The organism is Blastopirellula sediminis, from assembly GCF_020966755.1.
In the GTDB taxonomy this organism is placed as follows: domain Bacteria; phylum Planctomycetota; class Planctomycetia; order Pirellulales; family Pirellulaceae; genus Blastopirellula; species Blastopirellula sediminis.
Genome location: NZ_JAJKFT010000010.1, coordinates 3,172,157 through 3,195,835, shown reverse-complemented (window position 1 = coordinate 3,195,835; position 23,679 = coordinate 3,172,157). Strand labels below are relative to the sequence as shown.

The 23,679-nt window shown below is 57.8% G+C and carries 16 protein-coding genes and 1 tRNA gene; 8 read left to right on the top strand and 9 right to left on the bottom strand.

What is annotated here, in order from left to right:
• Positions 1–490 precede the first annotated feature (490 nt).
• A complete protein-coding gene (locus tag LOC68_RS24690) occupies positions 491–1,756 on the bottom strand; it encodes a hypothetical protein (RefSeq protein ID WP_230223881.1) in 1,266 nt (421 codons plus the stop codon).
• A gap of 422 nt (positions 1,757–2,178) precedes the next feature.
• Between LOC68_RS24690 and LOC68_RS24685 the strand changes: the two genes are divergently transcribed.
• The 3 genes from LOC68_RS24685 (at position 2,179) to LOC68_RS24675 (ending at position 7,985) form a co-directional block, all read left to right on the top strand.
• The gene (locus LOC68_RS24685; protein WP_230223879.1) at positions 2,179–7,056 is read left to right on the top strand and encodes a phosphorylase family protein; all 4,878 of its coding nucleotides are present in this window, start codon (positions 2,179–2,181) and stop codon (positions 7,054–7,056) included.
• A gap of 209 nt (positions 7,057–7,265) precedes the next feature.
• A complete protein-coding gene (locus LOC68_RS24680) occupies positions 7,266–7,523 on the top strand; it encodes a hypothetical protein (RefSeq protein ID WP_230223877.1) in 258 nt (85 codons plus the stop codon).
• A gap of 51 nt (positions 7,524–7,574) precedes the next feature.
• Positions 7,575–7,985 carry a hypothetical protein gene (locus LOC68_RS24675; protein WP_230223875.1) on the top strand — a complete coding sequence of 137 codons (411 nt, stop codon included), beginning with the start codon at positions 7,575–7,577 and terminating at the stop codon, positions 7,983–7,985.
• 264 nt (positions 7,986–8,249) lie between these two features.
• Here LOC68_RS24675 and LOC68_RS24670 read toward each other — a convergent pair whose 3' ends face one another.
• Positions 8,250–9,203 carry a hypothetical protein gene (locus LOC68_RS24670; protein WP_230223873.1) on the bottom strand — a complete coding sequence of 318 codons (954 nt, stop codon included), beginning with the start codon at positions 9,201–9,203 and terminating at the stop codon, positions 8,250–8,252.
• Between the two features lie 291 nt (positions 9,204–9,494).
• Positions 9,495–10,220, bottom strand: coding sequence for a HEPN domain-containing protein (locus LOC68_RS24665; RefSeq protein WP_230223870.1), 726 nt, complete (start codon positions 10,218–10,220; stop codon positions 9,495–9,497).
• Between the two features lie 233 nt (positions 10,221–10,453).
• Here LOC68_RS24665 and LOC68_RS24660 point away from each other — a divergent pair, with 233 nt between their 5' ends.
• From LOC68_RS24660 to LOC68_RS24650, 3 genes are all read left to right on the top strand, one after another.
• Positions 10,454–12,052 (top strand): right-handed parallel beta-helix repeat-containing protein, encoded by a 1,599-nt coding sequence (locus LOC68_RS24660; protein ID WP_230223868.1) that lies wholly within the window; start codon positions 10,454–10,456, stop codon positions 12,050–12,052.
• A 102-nt stretch (positions 12,053–12,154) separates the two neighbouring features.
• Positions 12,155–12,724 (top strand): hypothetical protein, encoded by a 570-nt coding sequence (locus LOC68_RS24655; RefSeq protein ID WP_230223860.1) that lies wholly within the window; start codon positions 12,155–12,157, stop codon positions 12,722–12,724.
• An 81-nt stretch (positions 12,725–12,805) separates the two neighbouring features.
• Positions 12,806–13,210 (top strand): hypothetical protein, encoded by a 405-nt coding sequence (locus LOC68_RS24650; protein WP_230223858.1) that lies wholly within the window; start codon positions 12,806–12,808, stop codon positions 13,208–13,210.
• 4 nt (positions 13,211–13,214) lie between these two features.
• Here LOC68_RS24650 and LOC68_RS24645 read toward each other — a convergent pair whose 3' ends face one another.
• The 5 genes from LOC68_RS24645 to LOC68_RS24625 all read right to left on the bottom strand — a co-directional run bounded on the left by LOC68_RS24645 (position 13,215) and on the right by LOC68_RS24625 (position 20,420).
• Positions 13,215–14,516, bottom strand: coding sequence for a carbon-nitrogen hydrolase family protein (locus LOC68_RS24645; protein ID WP_230223851.1), 1,302 nt, complete (start codon positions 14,514–14,516; stop codon positions 13,215–13,217).
• A gap of 162 nt (positions 14,517–14,678) precedes the next feature.
• Positions 14,679–14,751: transfer RNA gene (locus tag LOC68_RS24640), tRNA-Glu, on the bottom strand.
• Positions 14,752–15,090: 339 nt separating this feature from the next.
• Positions 15,091–16,521, bottom strand: coding sequence for a DUF1501 domain-containing protein (locus LOC68_RS24635; RefSeq protein ID WP_230223849.1), 1,431 nt, complete (start codon positions 16,519–16,521; stop codon positions 15,091–15,093).
• Between the two features lie 32 nt (positions 16,522–16,553).
• Entirely contained in the window at positions 16,554–19,154 is a 2,601-nt protein-coding gene (locus LOC68_RS24630) for a PSD1 and planctomycete cytochrome C domain-containing protein (RefSeq protein ID WP_230223847.1), read from the bottom strand.
• A 204-nt stretch (positions 19,155–19,358) separates the two neighbouring features.
• Positions 19,359–20,420, bottom strand: coding sequence for a lactonase family protein (locus LOC68_RS24625; RefSeq protein WP_230223838.1), 1,062 nt, complete (start codon positions 20,418–20,420; stop codon positions 19,359–19,361).
• A 232-nt stretch (positions 20,421–20,652) separates the two neighbouring features.
• Here LOC68_RS24625 and LOC68_RS24620 point away from each other — a divergent pair, with 232 nt between their 5' ends.
• Together LOC68_RS24620 and LOC68_RS24615 are read left to right on the top strand one after the other, a co-directional pair.
• Positions 20,653–21,666: a sugar phosphate isomerase/epimerase family protein gene (locus LOC68_RS24620; protein WP_230223837.1), complete on the top strand. Its 1,014-nt coding sequence runs from the start codon at positions 20,653–20,655 to the stop codon at positions 21,664–21,666.
• A 17-nt stretch (positions 21,667–21,683) separates the two neighbouring features.
• The gene (locus LOC68_RS24615) at positions 21,684–21,917 is read left to right on the top strand and encodes a hypothetical protein (protein WP_230223835.1); all 234 of its coding nucleotides are present in this window, start codon (positions 21,684–21,686) and stop codon (positions 21,915–21,917) included.
• Between the two features lie 207 nt (positions 21,918–22,124).
• On the opposite strand, the gene LOC68_RS24610 is transcribed toward LOC68_RS24615, so the two are convergent.
• Positions 22,125–23,402: a polysaccharide pyruvyl transferase family protein gene (locus LOC68_RS24610; RefSeq protein WP_230223833.1), complete on the bottom strand. Its 1,278-nt coding sequence runs from the start codon at positions 23,400–23,402 to the stop codon at positions 22,125–22,127.
• Between the last annotated feature and the right edge of the window lie 277 nt (positions 23,403–23,679).

Sequence of the window (23,679 nt, the reverse complement as noted above, 5' to 3'; positions counted from 1 at the left end):
GCGGCGATTCTCGTAGGGTGCGTCGAGACGCACCGCAACCCGGCCCAGCAGCGCGGTAAAAGTCCATTTGGCGACGCAACCTCTTGCTGCATTTGCGTTTCCACGCGAGGCAAGAATCCCACGTCAGCGCAGGTTCTCGGTGCGACCAGACGCACCCTACCCAAAGCGGCAGTGGACTGGACTCGGCGCGCACTTTTTTTTGCCGGACTCTCCTCGACCGACAAAATTCATTCGCGCCCAAACGGACAGTGGACTGGACCGCGCGCATTTTTTTTCAGAGGCGCAACCCATCCACCTGGCTCCCGACGCTGGACCGGACGGCGACGAATTTTCAAAGAGGCGGGAGTTGCTCCCGTTGGCCGAAAGGGCGCCGCGCACAACGTCCCCGCAGCGCCGCCGATAGATAGACGCGGCGCTTTCTCAGCCGCACGAAATCGACCACATTTCCGTGCGCTTTGTCAAGCAGAATTGTTCGCCGTCGCGGTGGCGTCTACCCGACGATCGACGAGATGTCGACCACGTGCAGCTGCCGACCTTGGTCTTCAAACGGGGCGTCGACCACCAGCTGCTTGCCGTCGGGGCTATGACGCGGGTGCGTATCGCATCGCCATTCGCCGGTGTACGCCTTCGGCGCGTGGAACTTGGCGACGTCGACTCGTTTGCCGGTCGGCACATGGTACAGGTAGACCGTCTGGAACCGCTCGGCGTCGGGATAGGTGTCGTTCACAATCCAGTCCCGATTCGGCAAGTAAGTGCAGTGCCCGTCCCGCTTCATCACGTCGGTCCCAACCGCTTCGATCGTCGGCTGCGCCTCGTCGCTGAAAACGTAGAACGCCGGGCCGTGCGACGGCTGATCGCTCCAGGCCAACAGATGCTGCGGATCGCGCCAGATGAAATGCGACGTCATCCCGTTGGCGTCCAGCACCCGCACGTCGCTCCCATCCAGCTTCGCCGTCAGCATCCGGGTCTTCCATTTCCCTTCGGCGATCCGGCTGCGATGCAAAAACTCGAACCGCGTCCCGTCCGGGTTGACCAGCAGGTGATTCACATAATGCTTCACGCCGGGCCCATCCCACGGCACCGTCCCCACCTTCACGATTTGGGCGAGCGACAGAATCAGCTTTGACTTGCCGGTCGTCAGATCGACGAAGAAAATGCCCGAGTCGTCCGGAGCGTTATCGGCCGCATGCGGATCGGGCAGCCCGACGTAACCATAGCCCGGCCGCACGTCATTGATCCGGCGAAAATCGGCCGTCACCGCACTCTTCCCATCGGGCGAAAGGGCATAGACCGGCTGATCGACCTCCAGCGTCTCGCCGCTCTTCACATCGAGCACCCGCGAGCCGTAAGCGTCGTCGCGGCGCACGTTCCAAATCACTTTCGAGTCCGAGCCCGGCAGCCACTGCAGCATGCAACCTTGCTGCCACCCCCAAGCGGTCGTCCGCCCCAGCTCGGTCCACTTGTTCCCCTCCTGCAAGTCGACCATCCCGAGCCGAATCTCATCCTCGGCGGTCGGCTTACGATGCTCAAAGTCGACCTCCATGCTCAGCAGATACCGCCCGGTCGGATCAAACTGGAGCTTGTCGTAATACCCAAACCAATGCTGCTTCGGCCCGTGGGTAACGACCTTCACCGGCAAGTCGCTCTGAAACGAAGTGGCGCCAAAAGCCCGCCCCAGCGGCGCCAAAGCGACCGCCGCCCCCGCAGCCAAACCAGTTTTCAAAAGAGTACGACGAGAAAGCGTTGGGCGATGCATGAAAGATCCTGTCGAAGGGGAGCAAGGCGGGAGGAAGGAAGCGGAAATCAGCGAGCAATTCGCAGCCCCCAGAATAACCCAACCTAAACGCCAAAACCACGACCAACCACCAAGCTCCGGGCCGGGTGCCATGGCCACGGCCTTGCGTGGCCATGAATGCGGCCGGTGTTGCAAATTGACGACGAACATGAACCGAGTGTGTGCCGCTGGCGTCACCGCGAGCGCTCTTATCCGTCACTCCAATACGTACGAGATCTCACCAGGATGATCGACATCGAAGTTGGCTGCCATTTCAGTGCGTCGAAGAAGTGGGCCAATCGCACTTAGCATTCCGTGATTCGCTACCGAATAAGTTTTTGGTAACCTTCAGGAAACCGCATACAACACATTACGCAATGTAATCAGATTTTGCCGCAGTAACAATGACACAAACCATTCACTTCGAAGACCTTCGCTTCAAGGTCGACTTCGCCATTCTTACGATCCGGGAAGATGAATTCGAAGCAGTGTTTAAGCGGTTCTCGCCATGCATTCCCGTAATTTGTGGAAAGCAAAACTATGAATACCGAGAGCTGAAATCAGCTGGCGGGGGAAGTTTGCGAGTCGTCATTACCCGTACATACGATCAAGGTCATAATGCTGCCCACTCGGCGACACGAAATATTATCGATGACTTACATCCAAAATGGATCGTCTTAGCAGGAATAGCCGGTGGCGTCCCTGACACCGAATTCACGCTCGGCGATGTTTTAATTGCAAACAGCATCCACGATCTATCGGTTACGGCAGAGATCGAAAACAAGCCTGTGGGATTTCGTCCCAGTGGCGGAATGGCTCATCCAGCAGTTGAGAGGTTACTTAGCACATTGCCTGCTTGGCGAGATCGACTTGGGCCGTGGAATCATCAAGATTCGTTGGGACAAGAAAAACCCAAAATCACTGTCGCTGAGAACATCAACGCGGACTGCTATTACGGCGAGGATGACACCCGTGTTGAAGTACAACGCATTATGCGAGGTCATTTTCCCGACGCCCAGAGACCACGTCCGCCAATTTTCAAGATAGGTACAGCGGCAACATCAAATGTTCTGCTAAAGAACACACGTGTTCTTCGCGAATGGAAAAGCAACGCCAGACAAATCACCCATATCGAAATGGAGCTTGGAGGCGCTTACTCGGCGGCTCGTCACGGAACAGATGTGGAAACCCCGTTGCTCAGCGTACGGGGAATTAGCGATATCGTTGGGTACAAACGCGATCATCACTGGACGCAATTCGCGTGTGATTCAGCCGCGTCGTTTTTGCACGCAATACTCACGAACATTCCTATCGAAATGTTTTTCGGAACAAGTGCCGAACAGGAACCGATACGCGAACTCGATCCATTGCCGACCCCGACGATCGATGAAATTGTGGCAGCCTTCGGACTTACGTCTCAACCACTGCTTACATTTTCCGTTTCAGACGATGCATTTATTCATCGACCCGAGCAAAGTACTCTCGTAGATTTCATATCGAACCAAGGATCATCACGAGTCCTATTCGTTCTCGGCCCTCCCGGCTGTGGAAAGACCGCTCTTCTCGCGCGGCTAACAAAGCTTGCAATCGATCAAGGGGCAACCGCAATCTCATTCAAAGCGGATCTCCTAGATGACAGTGCTCCATTTGCGAACTGGGGAAAGAACACTATAGGCAAAGAGATTTCTGCTATCGACGCAATCAAAGCCATAGCGTCACGTACACGAGTCGTCGTCGTGGTCGACCAGTTGGATGCATTAGCCAGCACAGTTGACTTAACATCGGACAGGCTGAATCGCGTTGTCGCATTCATTCATCAATGCTCTACAATTCCACAGGTGTCGGTCGTCTGCTCCTGCCGCACTTTTGAATATGAACACGATACTCGACTCAGCGCTCTTAGTCCCACAACCATCGAACTTGAACTCCCAAACTGGGAAAGTGTTTCCGAATTCCTTAACGATCGCGGGATTTCCGAGAATTCGAATTGGGCGGACTCGTTTCGCAAAATACTGCGAAACCCGCAACATTTGCACGTATTTCTAAAACGCTTTATTGAAACCGGAAAAACTAGCTCGTTTGACTCGTACCAAGCCATGCTCGACGAGTTGTGGACACGCAGACTTAACACTCCGGAACTGCGTGACTTGGCATATCGCATTGCGGAATACGCCATCGAAAACGAAACGCTCTGGATGCCCCAAGCCTTACTTGAAGGAGAGACTCCACTTGTTGAAAAGCTTTGCGCGGAAAAAGTACTTCGCCGACAAGGATTCCAAATTGGGTTCGAGCATCAAACGCTACTAGAACACGCAAAAGCACGTCATTTTACGAAAACCGAAAAGTCCATCTGCGAACACGTGCTAGAACGCCAAGACGCGATTCTCGTTCGACCTACGATCTGGACAGTACTTCACTACCTTAGATCCGCGCACACGGAAAAGTACCATGCGGAACTCACAAAACTATTTCATGCTGACTTGCGATCACACGTTCGATACTTATTGATCGACTTTCTCGGTGTGTTGACCAATCCCGACGAACGAGAATCACTTCATTTGGCCAATCAATTGAAATCCGAGCATTTCAAGAGACGCGTACTAATTGCTATCCGAGGCAATAAAGCTTGGTTCGACCGTTTCTACGGAACGCATTTTCCTGCCATCATGAACTGGAATGCCGATGAATTGTGGCCCATGCTCGGCATCCTTCTAGAATCCGGTGAATTTGCGAGGGAAGAATGCTTCAAACTAGTTGAAGCCCATTGGAGCAATGACGCCTCGAAAGATGATTTAACCCGTCAATTCCTCCAGGAGACCGATAACTGGACGCCACGCAAAGTCGAGTTAGCACGCAAAATAATCCGCCGGGCCAAAGACACCGGAAATCGCACCTGGTGGATTGAAGATCTTGTGTATGCGATCTCATCGGCCATTCCAGACCTTGCCCCGCTTGTCTTCCTCGAAGCCGTTACGCGCGACACATTTCATTCGAACATCCTTGATCGCCCAAACTCATGGCACGAACTCCCAGCAGTCGCAGAAGCAGCACCAACAGCATTCTTGACGCACACTTGGGAATGGTTTTCCAAAACCTGTGACGAACACCATCGCGGATATCAATCGTCAATAGTCTGGGAGTACACAGGATATCTCCCCGCTTTAGATGACGATCAAAGCGAAACTTTTTGCCCAGTCACGCACTCAATTAAGGCTTCAGTTTTGAAAGTCGCCGAGACTTGGCCCCAGAAGTTCCTTGAGATTACAAGATCTTCTTGGGAGTCCGAAAGCGCTCCCGTTCATCGCTTGATTGCGATGGGTCTTACAAAGGCGGCGTCAGCAATTCCACACTCGGGACTTGAGTATCTGCTGGGAGACCGCCGCCGTCTCTGGCTAGGAAACGCACTTAGCGACGACTCGGCTGACTCCAAATCACTCATTCACTCGTTGTCTCAAAAACTCGATAGCGCAGGGTTTCTGTCTCTCGAAGCAGCAATCTTGTCATGGTCGCAATACATAGATCCATCGGACGTTAGCGACGAGCAAACTGATTGGAGCCGAGAAAAGAGATTAATACTGCTTAAGGCTATTCCGACTCAACTCCTTACCGACTCGACTCGCGATTTCATTAAAAAAGAAGAGGCTGATTTTCCAAACTGGAACGAGACGAACCCGTTGAACGACTTGCACTGGGGACGCATCGACGAAATCCCTCAACTCACCAAGGACCAGATGAAGGAGTCATCCGATCAATTGCTATTAGCGTGCCTGAGCGTTCCATGGCAACATGATCGCACGACAAACGAAATGACCAGAACAGAGGACGGCTGGACATGTCAAGGAGGCGCGAGAGCCGCTACGCAAGAACTCATCGAGCTATCCAAAGAGGACCGACCTCGTGTCCTCCACCTCCTTTCTCAATTGTTAGAGAAAGGAGTAGAGCGACCGGTTGCTGATGTGCTCCGCTCCCTTGCGGACAGTGACTTTTCAATGGCAGATTCATGCGAACTAATCCGCCAACATGCGAGATTCTCTCCTGCATCGGAGCAATACCGCTCCCAAGCCGCTTATCTACTTTACAAGAAGTGCGAAAAAGAGGCCGGCTTTGCTGACGACATTTGCACTCTGCTTTTTTCGTGGCTTCAAATGCCGTGGGATTCTGAAACTCAAAACGTACATGTGCAAAAGGTCCGTGAGAACGATAATACCTCAGACCAACTGACCTCTTTTCTTTGGCATTCGCATGCAGTCGAGTTGCTGCAAATTAGAAACTCTTTTTGGCCCTTAGTCGCTCTTACAAATGGCTTGCTTCTCAGAAAATCACCTGATTTCGATACGTGGCTAAAATACCTTAATGTTCTCGTTGACGGCAATTTACATCACGACACCTGGACGTTCTTCTGTCGACACTTTCGATGGATCGGCACAAAGAATTGCAATTCCGAGTTAGGCGAAAAAACAGTTGCCAAATTGTTCCGCATTAGGCGTGAAATTAGATTTTCTATTCACGCGATGCGTCTTGTCGCTTCGATCAGTGATTCATTGTCACAAGACTTTGTTCAAAGCTATCTATCCGAACTACTCCTGTCAGACGACGAAAAGCACTGTCAAGCCTATGGCGAACTTCTAGCGTTACTGGCATTTCGCGGCACTCCTCATGACTGGGCCATTACTAAACTGAATCAGTATTTAGAGTTGCCAAAAGCTCGAGACAGGCACGAAGAACTCGTCTTCTCGGGCATTGCGCTAACGTCCGCGAGCGTTTGGGATGAGACCGCGGCTAGGCAAAGTGCATGCAACGCTCTTTGCAGAATAATCCCGCTCGCCACCAATGATATTGCGAACGCGGTTGGAAATGTCTTTTGGGCAACCGAGGACTTTTCCGTCGAAACAAATACCGAATTGTTGATACAAGCATTTTGCAGGAATCCCGGCGCGATAGCGCCTCAATTCATGTTGGATGCGATGGAACTTTTTTCGAAGTTGCTCCCTGACTATCGACACGAGATCCTAGAGATCTGCCGTTGGATAGTCGAAAACGGCTCAAAACAAGACCCAAGCTCCGTAGTTTATAGCCTCTACGAACCAGGGCCAATTCTTGTGAACATTGCGATGACGCTTCAGAGGTTTCAAGATACAAGAGCAAACGCCCTTTCGCTTCTAGAGGAACTAATGCGCATTGGCCTCGATGACGCATTCAAGATTCTTAATGAAATTGACATACGGCCAATCGCTGTTTCCACTCGAAAGCCAAGGCCCAGAAGACGACGAAAACGTCGCTGAGATCGCTTACGCAAGACCGGAACTTTACGGGTCAGCGGAGCGGTATCCTTTGGGAATCCACCGCCCCAAAAAATGCCGGGGGCTCAGTTGCTTTGCTCTCTCTCTTTTCAGAAAGGGCGCACCCGGCGGCTTGATGGTCGTTCGACAAACAGCACGGTTTCGCATCGCGATATTCGCCCGCCACGTTCGAAACTGCCACCATCGCCCAGATGCAAACCTTCCCCATCACCCAAGTCAACGCGCTACGCACCGCCGCGGCCGGCGCTTGCGGCGAGCCGGTGGACGCTCCGCTCGGTTGGAGCGTGAGTCGGCTGGATCCGATGGAGATGCTCTCCGTTTTTTCCTCGATTTGGCTTCGGCCCGGGTTGGTGTTGCGGGCTTATCAGTTGCAGTACCTCGGGAATGGTCGCGGAGTCGTCTGGGCGCTGCCGATCACGGCGGCGTTTCCGGAGCCGGAACCGGAGTAGAACAAGGAGTCGGTCGATCCGCCGCCGCAGCCGGCCGGGGCGCTCGATGACGTGATGGTGGGGATCGAGGGGGATGGGACGCCGTGGTCTTACTTGTCGGCGTCGATCTTCGCGCGGGAAGTGAAAGAGTTGGGGGCGATGTGGCATGGCTGCCGCTGGTCGACCCAGGTGATCCTGGGCGCCGATCCTTGGCAATGCGGCGCGAACCCCCAAGATTTTCGCCAGACGGAACGACTCGCGATGAGCGACCGCGAACATTGGACCTGGCACGCCCCGGAGCCGGACGTGTGGGCGCCGACCTACGCAGAAGAGGCCGGCAGGATCACCCTCTCCTTTTTCACCTACAGCGGGCTGGAGCGGGAAGCGATCTATCGGCATACCGATCGGTATGAGCGGGGGCGGTATGTAGTGGAGTCGGCGGTGGAGCGGATTGCGGTGGGGAGTGCGTGGTATTTGTTTTGATGGGGGAGGGGAGGGGTGCGGGCGTTTTTTGATGGTTGGACGCATTCCCTTGCAGGCGCTGCGGGCTAGTGTTTTGCTTCTTGTCCGCTTTCAGCTCTCCGCTTTCCGCTTTTCTTCTCGACCGCATTCCCTCGGCTTGCGCCTCGGGTTAGTGTTTTTTTGGGGGGGCACATTCGTCATTCGCGACTTCGTGCTTGATTCGTCATTCGAGCTTCGGCATTCGTCATTTGCTTGCGTGCGCATTCCCTCGGCTTGCGCCTCGGGCTAGTGTTTTGGTTCTTGTCCGCTTTCCGCTTTCCGCTTTCCGCTTTTCTCCACCTTGTTCATCCAAGTCCACACTTCGCTTCGATATCGGCTTGGTTTGAGCAGCCAGCGGTCGGTGTGCGCGGACTTGGCGGTTGCGTTGGGGAAGCTGCCGAGGATTTCTGTTGCGTTGATTTCGGCGAAGTGGAAATTGTCGGAGTTGGCGACAGCCGATTGGACGAACGCTTGCGTCTCTCGAATGCTGCCGTTCTGGCTGACCCAATAGGGACGGCCAGCGACTCTCGCTAGGCGCTGTCGCGCGCTTTCACGATAGGCGTCTAGTGGCGAGCCCCACGGTTTTACCCATGCTCTAGCGCCATCAAAATGATCGTGCGTGACGAAGGCGGTCCAGAGTTTGGCGATCTCGTCATCATGCAGACCGAGATAGTTGACCCCGATGGCGCCGCGAGAAAATCCGCAGAGAAAGACGGCGTTGGGGTCGGCGCCGAACTGCTGGATGATCCGGGGGACATTGACCTTGGCGTATTGAATGGTCGCCGCTTCGTCTCCCCACCAGGTCGGCTCGTTGGCGGTTCCCTGCTGGTTGACGTAAGGGAGCGACACCCAAATGTAACGACCGCCGGAGAGGCCGTAGCCCAAAGCGGCGTCTTCGGGTCGCCCGGTCGAACCGCTCGCGGGATAGTAGTTGCCGGTGTACTCAAAAATGATCGGCGTCGAACGGTTCTTCTCCCAATCCGGAGGAAGGTAGACGTAATGACGCACTTCGGTCCCGGCGTATTCTGGCGACGTGATCGCCACCCGTTTGCCTGGCGCGGGGGCGCCGCTGGAAACCGGCGGAACCGTCAGGACCTCCTGGGAATGATCGGTGAGATCATTCGCTTCGCCGGCTTGGGAAAGCGAACCGCTCAAGCCGAGCGCGGCGATCGCAAGCAGCGCATGAAGCAAACTTTTCATGGCAAGAATCTCCGGTCCGCTGAATCATTCGGGCTCGACTGAGCTGCGGATAAGTTGCGGCGGCGGATCGCCTTCTGTGGACGAGAACCAGCTATCGTCCTGGTTGTCTCTGTCCAAAGATATTGGCTGAGTAAGGGGGGCGTCAAATTTAATCGGCGGGGCGGGATTGATGTCGACTACTTGGTCAAGCGGCGCCACACCGCTGGGCGCTGTTGGGAATGGGGGACGCTTTCCCTTGCTTGCGCTGCGGGCTAGTGGCGGAGGGGAGAGTGGAGAGGGGGGCGAATGGTTTTATGTTCGTCCGTTGCGAAGCGTCGGCGTTCCGCGCTGCGAATCGTCTTCGAGTTGCGACCGGAGCGGCGGGTAGCAGAGGATGCCCCAGTCTTCGCCGGAGCCATGTTCGATCCAGACCTGGAGGAACGCTCGCAACAGGTGATCCATCATCCAGGCACAGTGGCGAGCGGCGGTTCGATTGAGGGAACTGTTGTAGGTTGCCGCCCCGTGTACCAATTGGCAGCGGAGGAAATAGATTCGATCCATCAGCTTCTCGAGGATCAGCCTCCAGGAACCATCCAAGTACCAGGTCCGCGATTCGAACTTCGTCCGCTTCGACTTGCCGGCCCGCTCGCATGACGGCTCTTGCCAAAAGTAGCGGCTGAGAAACTCGTCGTCAAAGATCGACATCACGAGCGGCTTGTGCTCCATCAACACGTCGACGACGAAGCGGCTCTCGTCCAGTTCTAACATTCGCTCTAGAAAGTGACGCCAGCAGAGGATGTCGGCGACCGGCTCGCGCTCGGCGCCATCCCACTGACCGTAGAGCGCATTGAAAGCGACCCACTGGCTGAGAATCGCCAGATCAAGATCGTCGTCCGCGGCGATTTGCTCAGCCCGCTGCAACCAACTGCAAGCGCGATGAAAGCGGATGTTGGTGGGATGCTCCCCACTCCGCTGACTGAGCCGCTCTTTGCAAGGCTTCCACTGGCGTCGCAAATCTCGCACGGTAGGCGCTGTCATGGCCAAGCTCCTCAGAACCAAGCCGACCATGGCTAAAACATCCGACCCTGCTGATGTTGATTACTCTACCAAGAGTTGCCGGGGAGAGGAAATAGTTTTACGACGCGCCGGGGCAGAGGACAGAGCCGCCGCCGTTGCGTGGCGAGAGATGCGGCTGGGGATTAGAGTAGAGGGTTTGCGTAAAGTTGCCCCGCTCGATGTTCGCCGCCCCGCCTTTGTGAGTTCGCCGCCCTATGACTCGCCTGCTTTCTCCTTCCGCGCTGTTTGCCGCGGCTCTCCTGTTCGGCGTTTGGACGTTGCTCATTCCTGCTCGGCTCTCAGCGGATGATCGGGAGACGCTAGAGGCGCTGTTTCGTGACGCCGGGGCAGGGGAGGTCGTGACGATCCCGCCGGGCGTTTATCGGCTGGATGGCGCGTCGCCGATCGTGCTGAAGTCGGACTTGGCGGTGGTCGCGCGAGGCGCGGAGTTTCGCTTTCCGGAGTCGCTGCCGGGCCATCGCGGCGTGATGTTTACCGGGACTGACCTCCGCAACTTTTCGTGGGAAGGGGGCAAGTTCGTCGGGCACGTCTTTGACCTCGATCGGAGCGACAACGTCTGGGAGCCGCAGGCCAACTCGCGGCCGATCGTGATCAGCAGCAGCAAAGAGGGACAAAGCGAGAACCTGCGGTTCGCCAATATCCAATCAAGCGACGTCGCCGGCGCGGTCGTAACCGTGCAAGGAGCGAGCGGCGTTACGCTGGAAGGTTGCCGGCTGATCCGCAGCGGCAAGTTCATGTGGGACTACGGTCTCCTCTGGCAGATCACCGTCTGGCCGGAAGATTTTTCGGCCGAACAGCAGCAGATGGCGGCGAAGTATTTTCCGCGGGATCTGATTCGGACTTCCCTGACCATGAAACAGGGGGAGGACCGCGTCTGGCTCGACAATGCGAAGCCGCTCGCCGTCACGCCGACCAGCGAACGAGGGAAAGGGTGCGTCTGTTTCTATGGCGACACGCTGCCGACGAATTTGGTCCGCGGGCGACAATATTTCATCGTCGACAGTCAGCCGGAGTTTATTCGCATCGCCTTAGAGCCGCACGGCGAGCCGATCAAGTTCGCCAGCGACGGGGGCGCCAAGCTGAAGATGATTACGGATCTCTTCCGGGCCCATTTGGCGTTGTATGCGCCGAGCGGCAGCGGACCGGGCAAGGGAGCGTTTGATTTCGTTCACTGCAACGACGTGATCGTGCGGGGCTGTCAGCTCAGCGCGCTCGGCGACACGATGCACATTCAATATTGCCGCAACGTCGTCTTTACCGCGAACCAGATTCTCGGCTCGCGGATGGGCGCCTTCTTTTTGGCCGAGTATTGCCAGAACGCGGTGATCAGCGGCAACACGGTCGACGGGACCAATGGTTCGCGTGTGATCAGCGTCGAGAAGTCATGCCGCGACGTCGTGATCACGGGAAATACGTTTCGCAACGGCGGCCGCGGCAGCTGGATCAATCAGCCGACCAACTTCGTATTGGCCAACAACGTCTTCGTCAACAACACGACCAAGTGCGAACCGTCGCCGCAGCGAGGACGTAGGTCGTTCGTCACCGGCGACTACGAAACCTATCCGGAGCTCTATTTCACGACGCATGAGGCGGGGGGGAAATACGGCAACGTGATCGTCCGCGACAACATCTTCGTCAGCGGAGACCATGCCGAGTTTGCGATCAAGTGCCACCCAGGCGGAGGCCAGATTGTGATCCAGGGAAATACGTTCAGCGGCGCGGCGCAAGAGATCGACGCTGACGGATGCACCAACGTGACGATTGACGGGAATCGCTTTGTCCCGCAAAAGTGAGGGGGAGGGCTTTGGGCCGGCTCGCCGAAAGTCGACTGGCGATCTCGTCCGGGGTTCCGGTAGAATCGCCCCAGGCTCCTTTTTTTCGGCAACGGAACGATCATGACGAATCGCTGGGAACTTGGCGGAGAAAAGGTTGGCGAACCGATCATGGCGCTCCGTGACGCGGTCAACGCCTTGCGGAGCGGTGAGTTTGAGGGGGTCCGGATCGACGCGATCGACCACTATATCGAACTCTTTCTGATGAGCTTCGTCCCCAGCATCATCGACGAGTCCCTCTCGGACCAGCAACTTGAAGCGCTCGACCCCGACACCGTGAAGCAGGCCTCCTTTCTACTGTTGGCCAACGCGATCATGCAGCTGCGCAACAAGCTGGCGAAGTCCGAAAAACTGCAAGCCGATTCCGAGTGGCACGAGCGTCTGATCCGGCACATCGCCGGACTCGCCCAGATTGAAGAGAGCCCGTACGTCGAGTTTGCGCTGCGCCCGCCGGGGGTCAACCTGGTGAACGATCCGCTGATCAGTGGGTTATCGCAGAAGATGAACGTGGAGATCGCCAAGTTCTTTATCATTCAACCGGCGATGATCGAAGTGGTGGTCGAAGACGTCCTGGGTGGCAAGTCGGACGATGATGACGACGACGATGACGACTTGGATGGATTGGACGATTAATTTCGCGAAGCGCGTCGCCCCGCGAAGTTCCGCTATCCCCGGACGTGAGCATCCTTCTTTGCGAGTTGCGATGACGGCCGTATGAAGAAATACTTTGCGGAACTTCAACCGACCAAGCTCATTCTCTGGTGTTACCTGGTTTGGTATTTCGCGATCGTTCTGCAGCATTTCGAGCCATCGCCGGAACTATGGCTTTCGTCAGTGGGGATCGCCATTCTGATTGGCTTCGCCCTCAACCTGGCAGCGGCGCAAAGAGACCAGGCGCTCGACCGCTGGGTGATCTTCCGGCTCTACCTTTTTCCGTTCTGCGTTTCGAGCTATTCGGCGCTGATCAAAGGAAAGGGCTTCTTCCTCCTCTTTCCGACCGAGCCGAAGCCGCTGCTGATTGGCGTTGCGGCCTGCTGCGCGTTCTTGGGGTTGGTCGGCGTGGTCAAGGTAAGTCACGGCCCAACGTTAGAAGAGCAGCGAGGCGACGAGAACGAGTGAGGCGTTACTCCGGCAGAATATTGCCGGGGCGTTCGTGACGCAGTCGCGTCCGGAACTGCCCCATATTGGCACGCCAGAGATAGGGCTGCGCGAGATCGACTTCGGCGACCGTGACGCTATCCTTTTCGGTTGCGGTGGCGATCATTTCGCCCGCCAGGTTCCAGACGCCGGACTGCATCCAGTCTGGGGTGAGCGAGTAGGTCGACGTCACCAGGTAGACCTGATTCTCGATGCAGCGGGCCTTCGCCAGATTCGGATCGCCCCCCATGATCGGCATCGCGATGATCTCGGCGCCATTTCCGCAGAGGCCGCGAGCGACTTCCGGCATGTGGACGTCAAAGCAGATCATCATCCCGATCTTACCGATCGGCGTGTCGAAGACCGGAAAACTGTCGCCGGGCGCTACGCCTTTGCGATATTCGTCGCGGGCCAGACAGACCTTGCGATACTTGCCGACCAACTCGCCATCGGGGCCAATCAGGACGGCGGTGTTGTAGATCTTGTGGTCCGCTTTCTCGTGCATGCTGGTAACGAGGTAAAGGCCGTACTTCTTGGCGTACGTGCCGAGCAGTTGGGTGCAGGGACCAGGAATCGGCTCGGCCGCTTCTTCGAAGGTGAGCGGCGTGCCGAGCTCTGGCAGGATCTCGCCAAATACGGCGAGGTTCGCTTTCTGCTCGGCGGCCTGGGCGATGTACGGCTCGCACTGACGACAGTTGTCGAGGGTCGTCTTCCCGCCGCGGGGATGAAAATTGATCGCGGCCAGACGAACCTTGCGCGGCTGCGGCGGATCGGCGGGCTCAAGGCTCGCCGGGGTCCAAACGATGCGGCTGTTGGGCGCCCAGCGCAGGTGGAGCTTGACGATCGCCTTGGTGGCGGACGGCGGAGCAGGGAAGACGCCTTCAAAATGCGTCCAGCCGGCGTCGTCGGTATTGGTCTCGGCGGCGAAGTAAGGACGCGACTGATTCTTCGCGTCGTCGATCAGGACCTTCTCGTCGTCATTGGTGAACCAAACTTCGGCGTAGGCCTGACGACGCGGATAAGAAGCGCCGGCCAGCTTGGCGGACGCGGACAATCGAAAGTGCTGGCCTCCCTTGATCGGAAACGTCCGCATCCAGGCGCCATCCAACGCGTCGCGCTCGTCATGCTCAATCACGTAGCCCGGTTGTCCCTCCGGACCTTCCGACGTCACGCGGAACTCCGGCTCCAGCTCTTTCCGCGGCGAGTACGTCCGCCAAGGATCGATCGCCAAACCGACCGAGACGTTCAGGAAGAGCAACAAGAGAGCGAAGGGGGAAACGGTTCGCATGATCGTCTCGCAGCGACAGGAGGGAAGGGAGGAAAGCGATATAGCGAGATATCAGAACTCAACCTACCGGAGCGGACGGGGAGATTCAAGCGAAGATTGGGAGGTGGAGTTGCATGCCTGCGAGCGCATAAAAAAAGCCGCACAAGTGCGGCTTGGAAAAAGTACCCCCTACGGGAGTCGAACCCGTGTTTTTGGACTGAGAATCCAACGTCCTGGGCCACTAGACGAAGGGGGCGTATTTCTCAGGTTTTGAGGCGGTTGGGCGGAGCCCAACTTGGAGCGAGCGAAGAGGTTAGCTCGCTGCGGAACGGGCGATTGCCGTTCCCTCTACTTATCGTCAACCGGCGGCTGTCGGCTCTACTGCAGCCGAGAAAGGGCAGGTTAACGAAGGTTTCATGATTTTAATGCCGATCGGGCCCTAGTCAACCGGCCGATGGAGACCTGATTGGGTGTGGGAAACCGAATGGCGGGGGCAGGGAATGACTAATGTCTAATGACCAATGTCTAAGGGAAGACCGAGACGCAATTCCGCTCCCGGTTAGACATTAGAGCTTAGTCATTAGGCATTTCGCCGCTAGGCGATGATATCCTCGACCACGTGACCATGAATGTCGGTCAGGCGGAAGTCGCGGCCGGCGTAGCGGTAGGTCAGTTTCTCGTGGTCGAAGCCCATCAGCTTCATGATCGTGGCGTGCAGGTCGTGGACGTGGACCTTGTCTTCGACCGCGGCGAAACCGAACTCGTCGGTGGCGCCATGGACGTGGCCTCCTTTGACGCCGCCGCCAGCCATCCAGGCGGTGAAGCCGTAGTGGTTATGGTCGCGGCCGTTGATCTTGCCGGCGTTGGAGCCTTCCTTCGGCATTTCGACTGTCGGGGTGCGGCCGAACTCGCCGGAGCAGAGCACCAGCGTCTCTTCCAGCAGACCGCATTGCTTCAGGTCTTTCAGCAAGGCGGCGATCGCCTGATCGCACTGCTTGGCCAGGCGGCGGTGGTTCACTTCGATGTCGTCATGGTTGTCCCAAGGCTGACCTTGGCCGTGCCAAACCTGGACGAAGCGGACGCCCCGTTCGACCAAACGGCGAGCGACCAGGATCTGGCGAGCCTGGGTTCCTTCGCCGTACATGTCGAGAATGTGCTTCGGTTCGCGGGAAACGTCGAACGCTTCGGCCGCTTCGGTTTGCATGCGGAAGGCGAGCTCGAACGACTGGATCCGCGATTCGAGCTGCGGGTCAGAGCCTCGTTCGGCTTGATGCTGAGCGTTCAGCTGACGCAGCAGTTCAAGCTGGCGGACCTGGGCGTTGTGATCCATCCGCTGGTTGCGGACGTTGGCGATCAGCTTTTCGAGGTCGGTGTTCTTGGTGTCGACGTAGGTTCCCTGGAAGACGCCCGGCAGGAAGCCGGACTGCCAGTTTTGCGACTCTTGAATCGGATAGCCGCCGGGGCACATCGAGATGAAGGACGGCAGATTCTGGTTTTCAGTACCGAGCCCGTACACCAACCACGAACCGAGACTCGGCCGCGGCAAGCGGGCTTCGCCGCAGTTCATCAGCAGCAGCGACGGCTCGTGGTTCGGGACGTTGGCGTGCATCGAACGGATGAAGCACATGTCGTCAACGCACTCGCCGAGATTCGAGAAGATCTCGCTCACTTCGATGCCGCTCTGGCCGTACTGCTGGAACTTGTAAGGCGAGGGAAGGGCGACGCCGGTCGGACGTTCGGTCTTCAGTTTGACCGGGATCTCTTTGCCGGCCCACTCCTGCAGTTTCGGCTTCGGATCGAAGGTGTCGACATGCGACGGACCGCCGTTCAGGAAGATGTGAATGACGTGCTTCGCCTTGGCCGGAAAGTGGGGCGCCTTCGGCAATAGCGGATTGGCCGGCGCGGCTTGGGCCGTGTTGCCGAAGATCGAACCGAGCGCGAGCGAACCGAGCCCCATGCCGGTCAGCGAAAGCATCTGACGACGATTGAGGACGTCCTGATTGGGCGAGGTGATCCAGTTATCCATAGTATCCTCGGGCGCCAAAGGCGCTCGTGCGGTTAATCAACAAAGTGAAATTCGTTGGAGACCAGCAACACTTGGCTCAGTTGGGACCAAGCGTCGACCGGTCGCTGCGTGTTGAAGTCGGAGGCGCTGTTCCAGGCCTGAATCGAGTCTCCCCGCATCACCAGGTTGACGGCCCATTCAAAGCTGTCGTTCGAGATCGTTTCGCCCGACTCGCAGACGAAGTCGATGACGTCGCCAGCCTTCACTTCAACCTTGGCGACGTTGGTCTGGGCGCCGCCATGTTTGGCTTTCCAGTTACCGATAGGCCCGGCCGGACCGACGATCGAAACGAAGACGCCGTCGCCGTTTTCCGACTTGTGGTGGAGTTTCCCTTCGATCGAAATCTCACCGCCGACCGGAGCGACCCAGCGACGAATCGCGGCGAACTTCAGGCTGCCGGGATGACCGCCGGCGGCGTGCAGGCTCGACCAACCGGCGACCTTGTTCGGCAGCTCGGTATCGGCTTGCCAGGTCTTGCCGTCGGTCGAAACGTGCGAGTACGGCGTGAACTCGGCGATTTTGCCGGTCTCGGCGTCGCGGCTACCGTACCCGTAGAGCCACGGAGTGGCCGGGGCCGGATCACTGGGCGCGGTGGTGACGAACTGCGTCGCCAGGTTCAATTCTTGATCGCTTGGATCGCGGCCGAGAGCTCGTTGATAGAGCTGCGTGACGCGCTGGCGAGGATCGGCGATCGAGGCCGAATCGCGGGCCAGCTTTTCGGCCTGGTTCAAGACGAACGAGCTGTTCAGCATGAACAAGGCTTGCTGCGGGACCGTCGTTTCGGGACGAATCGGGCAATGCGAATCGGGGCCGGCGAAGTCAAACGTGCGGAACATGCCGGGCAAGTTCTGGCGATCGACCTGGCCGTAAATCGTCCGACGGGGCGGCGAAGGGCTAGCGGTGATGTCGACCGCCGGACCGCCGATCGTTTCGTCGAGCGAACCGGTTGCGACCAGCAGGCTGTCGCGTGACGATTCAAAGTCCAAGCGGCGACGATTCATCCGCCAGAGATAAACGTTGGTCGCGTCGCTGGCGCGGCAATCGGGACGATCGGCGCTCGACTGCTGATAAGTGGCGGTCAGGACCAGGCGGCGGATCAAGCGTTTGACCGACCAACCATCTTCCATGAACTCTACCGCCATGTCGTCGAGCAATTCGGGATGGCTCGGCAGTTCGCCTTGCACGCCAAAGTCGCTCGGCGTCGTGACCAGGCTCTCGCCAAAGATATGGCCCCAGACGCGGTTGACGAAGACCCGCGCGGTGAGCGGGTTGTCGCGTGAAGCGATCGCTTGCGCGAGCTGCAGGCGTCCGCTTCCGTCGGTCAGCGGCATCGGTTTGTCTTTTTCGGTCAACACCGTCAGGAACTGCCGCTTGGCGATGTCGCCGCGGTTGCCGGGCTGACCACGCTTGAAGATGTGGACGTCGTGCGGCTTCTCGTCTTGCAGAACCGGCGGCATGCCTTCCGGGGTCTCTTCCTTCGTGCTGCCAAGGACGCCGTACATGCTGTAGTAGTCGGCCTGGCTGATCGGGTCGAACTTGTGATCGTGGCAACGCGCACAAGCGACGGTCAGTCCCAAGAAGCCGCGGGCGACGACGTCGATCCGATCGTCGAGGATGTCATGGCGGTTGTTCAAAAAGCGACGACCGAGCGTCAGGTAGCCGAGCGCCTCGAGGTGACGTTCCCCTTCGGGCAAACGATCGGCGGCCAACTGCTGCGCGACGAACTTGTCGAACGGCAGGTCTTCGTTGAGCGAAGCGACGACCCAGTCGCGGTACTTGTAGGCGCCGGGATAACCGCGGTCTTCTTGGAAGACGTAACCCTTGGTATCGGCGTAGCGAGCGACATCCAACCAGTGACGAGCCCAACGTTCGCCGAAGTGAGGCGACGCAAGGAGTTGGTCGACCAGCTTTTCGGTCGCGTTGGGTTCTTGATCATTAACGTAGGCGTCAATCTGCTCTTTGGTCGGCGGCAAGCCGGTCAGGTCGAAGTAGAGACGACGAACCAGCACTTGCTTGTCGGCCAGCGGAGAAGGGGAGAGCCCTTTCTCTTCCTGCTTGGCCAAGATGAAGTTGTCGACGCGGCTCTGGGGCCAGTCGGCTTGTTTCACTTGCGGCGGCTCGTGGCGCTGCGGATGGTGGAACGACCAGAAGTCGCGGGGATCTTTTTCGACGTAGGTGATCGCTTCGCCGCCGCGCGGATCGGCCATGCCGTCGGCGACCCACTTCTCGAAGACGGCGATTTCTTCGGCGCTCAGCTTTCCTTTCGGGGGCATCTGATAGCCGGAGTCGTCATAGCGCACCGCTTGAACCAGCATGCTCTCGTCGGCATTGCCAGGTTCGGCGGCAGGCCCGCTATCGCCGCCGGCAAGGATGCTGGCGCGATTGTCAAGGATCAGGCCCCCTTCAAGTTTGCGCGAGTTGGCGGAGTGGCACTCGTTGCAATGCTTGGCCAACAGCGGAGCGACCTTCGTTTCGAAGAATTGGATCTGCTCCGGCGTGAAGTTCACCTCGGCTGGCTTCGCTTCTTCCGAGCGCGCAACAGCCGACGCAAACAGCGAAATTACCAGCGGCATCCATAGCCAAGTTCGGCGCATGGGCGGCATATCCTAGAGGCGGGAGTGTGGTAGGTAGGCGGGGAGCGGCCAAGTGGGGCCGGTGTGCACGTTTTCCTACTATCTAAGGTACGCAATCCACGCCGTTTCGGCAACAAGATTCCCTTCGGCGCACACTTGCGCAAAGTTGCGCAAGCCGCCCTTGAGATGCCTTGTTGCCGGAATACCGGCGCTACGCCCTTAAAACTAGTCGGCGAAGGTAACGACCTGCACCCAACTGGGGGTTTTGCCGGTCTTGTAGGCGGCAAATTGCGTCAGGTCGCCAGTCGTTTTATCGAAACGATAGGCGGCCACTTGGTCGCTTTTTTGGCCGGCCGAGTAGAGAAATTTCTGGCTGGGGCTCAAGTTAAACGATCGGGGCGTGTTTTCGGTCGGCGTTTGGCCAAGTGCGGTCACCTGCCCATCGTCGCCGATCGCAAACCGGGCGATCGAGTTGTGCCCGCGATTGCTGACCAGGGCGAACTTGCCGTCGGCGGTCAGCTCGATATCGGCGCACGTATTCGCTTTGCGAGCTTCGTAGTCGGCCGGCAAGGTCGACACGGTCTGACGCGGCTGCAAGGTTCCCTTGGCCGGATCGTAGTCGTACGAGGTGATGCTGTCGTTGTACTCGTCCGACGAGAAGCAGAGGGGCAGCGTCGGGTGGAACTGAATGTGTCGCGGCTCGTTCATCCCAGGCGCATCGACCGACGGCGGATCGTTGGCGGTCAGCTTGCCGCTGGTCGCGTCCCACTTGAACTGGAAGACCTTGTTCGGGCCGGTGTGCGGAACGAGAGCGAACTTGTTGGTCGCGTCGGTCCGAATGCAGTGGGCGTTCTGTGCCGTCGGAAACGTCTGCGACAAATCGCCGATATCGCCGCCGCTCACCGGATGAACGGTCACTTTGCCGGCGCTGTAATAGGCGTTCAGCAGCCACTTGCCGGTCGGATCGCAGTAGATGAAGCAGGAGGTCGCATCGAGCGGCGTCGATTCCAGCTGCTTCAGGTCGCCGGTTTCGGGGTCGGTGGCGAAGCTAATCAGTTGATCGGGGCGCGAGGCTGACACGTAGGCGAACTTCTGATCCGGCGAGAGCGCCATCGGTCCGGGCGCCCCTTCCAGCTGCAGCGTTTTGACCAGCGTCAGGTCTCCCTTTTCTTCGTCCATCGAAAAGATGGAGATCGTCTTGTCGCCGCCGTTGGAGACGTAGACGAACGACTTGGCCGAAGCGGAAGCGGAAACCAACAACAGCAGCAGCAGCGTCGCGATACGCATGACGTTTTCTCGCAGTCGGAACAGGGAAGGGGGGAGGGAATAAGGAGGGGAGAGGTGAGAGTTCGTCTCCAACGAAGACGGTTCGCTCTAGAATAACCCGACTTTTGGCGCGAAGCGACACCCTTTTTTTGCCGGAAATATACGGCCCCAGGGTGGTTGCGACATGTCGGCTTCCCCCGCACAATACACGTCTTTCTCAGTGTTCCTGAAACCATTTTCGCTAGGGCGATTCATGAACGAGCTTCCCCAAGTCCTCCTCTCCGGCTTTGCGGACGAAGCGGCGAACGACAAATTGGCTGTCCAACAATTCAGCGCTTTCGCGGCTCTCGGTCTCGAGTATTACAGTCTCCGCTTCATCGACGTCGGCAACGGCATCAAGAACGTGATGGCGCTGAACAAGTCGGAAATCGCCAAGATTCGCCACATGGAAGGGGAATACGGCCTGAACGTCGCTTCGATCGGTTCGCCGATCGGCAAAGTGAAGCTGATCGACAGCAACGACGGTTCGAAGAACCGCTTCGTCAAGTTCGACAAGTACCTCAGCACCGAAGTCCAAAAGGCTTGCGAACTGGCCCATGCGTTTGAAACGAAGCTGATCCGCGGCTTCTCGTTCTATCACCCGATCGGCTCGGATCCGCAGGATCACATTTCGCAAGCGGTCGATCAGCTCGGTCAAATCGCCGAAGCGTGCCATCGCAGCGACCTGACGTTCGGTCTGGAAGTGGAAGCGAACCTGATCGGTCAAAACGGCGACATCCTGGCCCAGATCCACAAGCAAGTGAATCACCCGGCGATGATGCTGATCTTCGACGCCGGCAACCTGGTTTGCCAAGGTTATACGCCGGACGAAGTTTATCAGCAGTACGTCGCGATGAAGCCGGGCCTCGGCTGGATGCACATCAAAGATTACAAGGTGACCAAGCCGATCACCGAGAAGGGTCACATCGACGAAGACGCGCTGAAGAACTTCGTCCCGGCCAACTTGGGCGACAGCGGACACGAACGGATCTTGCGCGACTTTGCGACGATGATTCCGAAGCTGGAAAAGAAGCTGAAGAAGCGCGGCATCCCCGGCGTCTTCCTCGATCTCGAACCGCACGTCAAAGGTGGCGGTCAGTTCGGCGGCTTCAGCGGTCCGGACGGCATGGGCGTGGCCCTTCGCGGTTTGTGCAAGACGCTCGACTTCGCCGGCGTCGGCTATCACCTGCGCGACTTTGACGACATCTGCGCCGCCCGCGGCTTCTAAGAAAGCGGTCGTTCCTTATGTCACGCGATCGTCAAACGATCGGCGGTTGTCCCAAGTGCAAGTCCGCCATGATGACTTGCACTTACAACCACTTTCAAAACGACGAGTTGGAAATCCACAGTTGGGAGCACAAGTGCCCCGACTGCGGCCACCGCGAAACCTCGGCGCTGCGCAGCGACGAGGAAGAGGACGCGGAGGACTTTCCGAACGGGGACAAGTGCCCGTTTTGCGGCAGACAAGCCAGCGTTTGAAACGCCCTACACTAGGCGACGTGACACTAACCCGAGGCGCGAGCCGAGGGAATGCGGTTGGAAATGTCTAATGTCTAATGACTAATGTCTAATGCCGAGAAGCGTCTCTCTTCCCTATTAGACATTAGTCATTAGGCCTTAGTCATTCACTTGCAACCGCATTCCCTCGCTTGCGCTGCGGGCTAGTGTTTGGTCAAACGGCGATCTTTACGTCTTCGCCAATTCTCGCCCGAGCACCGCCATCGTTTCGGCTTGGATCGCTTCGACGCGGTGCTGGGCCGCGACCGCTTTTTCTTTGGCGGCTGCCGGATGCTGGGCGATGTTGAGCACCGTCGGGGCGATCTTGGCGACGCTCGCCGGGTCGTCCATGTCAAACAGCCAATCGGACAAGCCGATGTCGTCCCACATGTACCCCTTGGTCGTCTGTTCAGCCCAGCGACAGACGACGGCGGGAACGCCGTGGCCGATGCACATGATCGGCGAGTGCATCTCGTTGCCGAAGAGGCCGGCGCTGCGGATGTAGACGCTGACCGCTTCGCCGGTCAACCAATAGTTTGGCCGCCAGACGACGCGCTTCCGCACGGCGGCCGGCAGTTTGTCGACCAGCATCTCTTTGCCGATCTGCATCTGCGTTTGGTCTTCCGGGCAGACCAGCACCTTCATGTCGGTCTTGGTCACGACGTCGATGATCGCCTGACGAAGCGGCGCGTGATCGTGCTCTTTCATTTCCTCGTTGCGAGCATGTTTGTCCGGTTCAACGTCGGTTTTCTTATAGATCCACGAAGGGGTGTAACGGAGTCGCGGAATGCAGCAGAGGAACTTGCCGGTTTCCAGGTCATGCTTTTTCAGGAACGCATCGGCCTTAGCGTCGTCGCGCAAATCGCAGGCGAACGCTCCATCGGGACCGAACTGCATGATCGGCGCGTGGGCGCCTTTTTCTTTCGCGAAGGCGAGCGAGCGGGAGTCGCGGAAATAGACGAAGCGGGCGCCATTGAGCATTTCGACGGCGCTGGCCAACTCCTTTTCGCTCGAAGCGGTCGTTTGATGCGACTTCTTCGGCGGGAAGGTGATTCCATAAATGCCGTACGGCTTGCCGGTCTCTTTCGCCCAGCGGCGGACGTCATTCTCGGCGACCAACGAAGCTCCCGATCCATGCAGCAGGAAATCGCAATCGTCAAAGGCGGCCGACAGTTGCTTCTTGTCCTTGATGATCCGTAGCTGGGGGAAGTTGGCCATCAGCAATTCATCGACGCCGTTGTCGACTTTGCTCGGCCAAAGGGTCACTTCGGTCTCCGGCAAGTACTCCGAGATCAAACGGAGCACGCCAGGCGTGTGGGCGATGTCGCCGATGTTGATCGTCTGCCACGAAGAGCGGAGCAAGATCCGCTTCGGTTTTGATTCGGCGGCGAACAGGCGGGAAGCGCCGAGGGCGGACAGACCAAGAATGCCAAGAGCTTGGCGGCGGCTGATGGATGCTGGGGTCATCAATTACTCGGGCGAAAAAGTTCGACGGACGGAGCTTGGGGGGCCTGAAAACGGAGCGCAGTATAAACAGCGACTCAGCGCTTGGCCACAACGCGAACGACGCCTGGACTCAATCAAACCGCCTGTTTTTTCGGCCTGGACGGTTGATTTTCACCGCATTGATCACCCACGCAGCAGACGATTCGCCAAATAATTGTGCACAAAGTCACGGCGTAACATGCCCCACATGGCCCTATCCGATCGCCACCACTTGTCGTAGTGGAGGAAAAACTCGGGG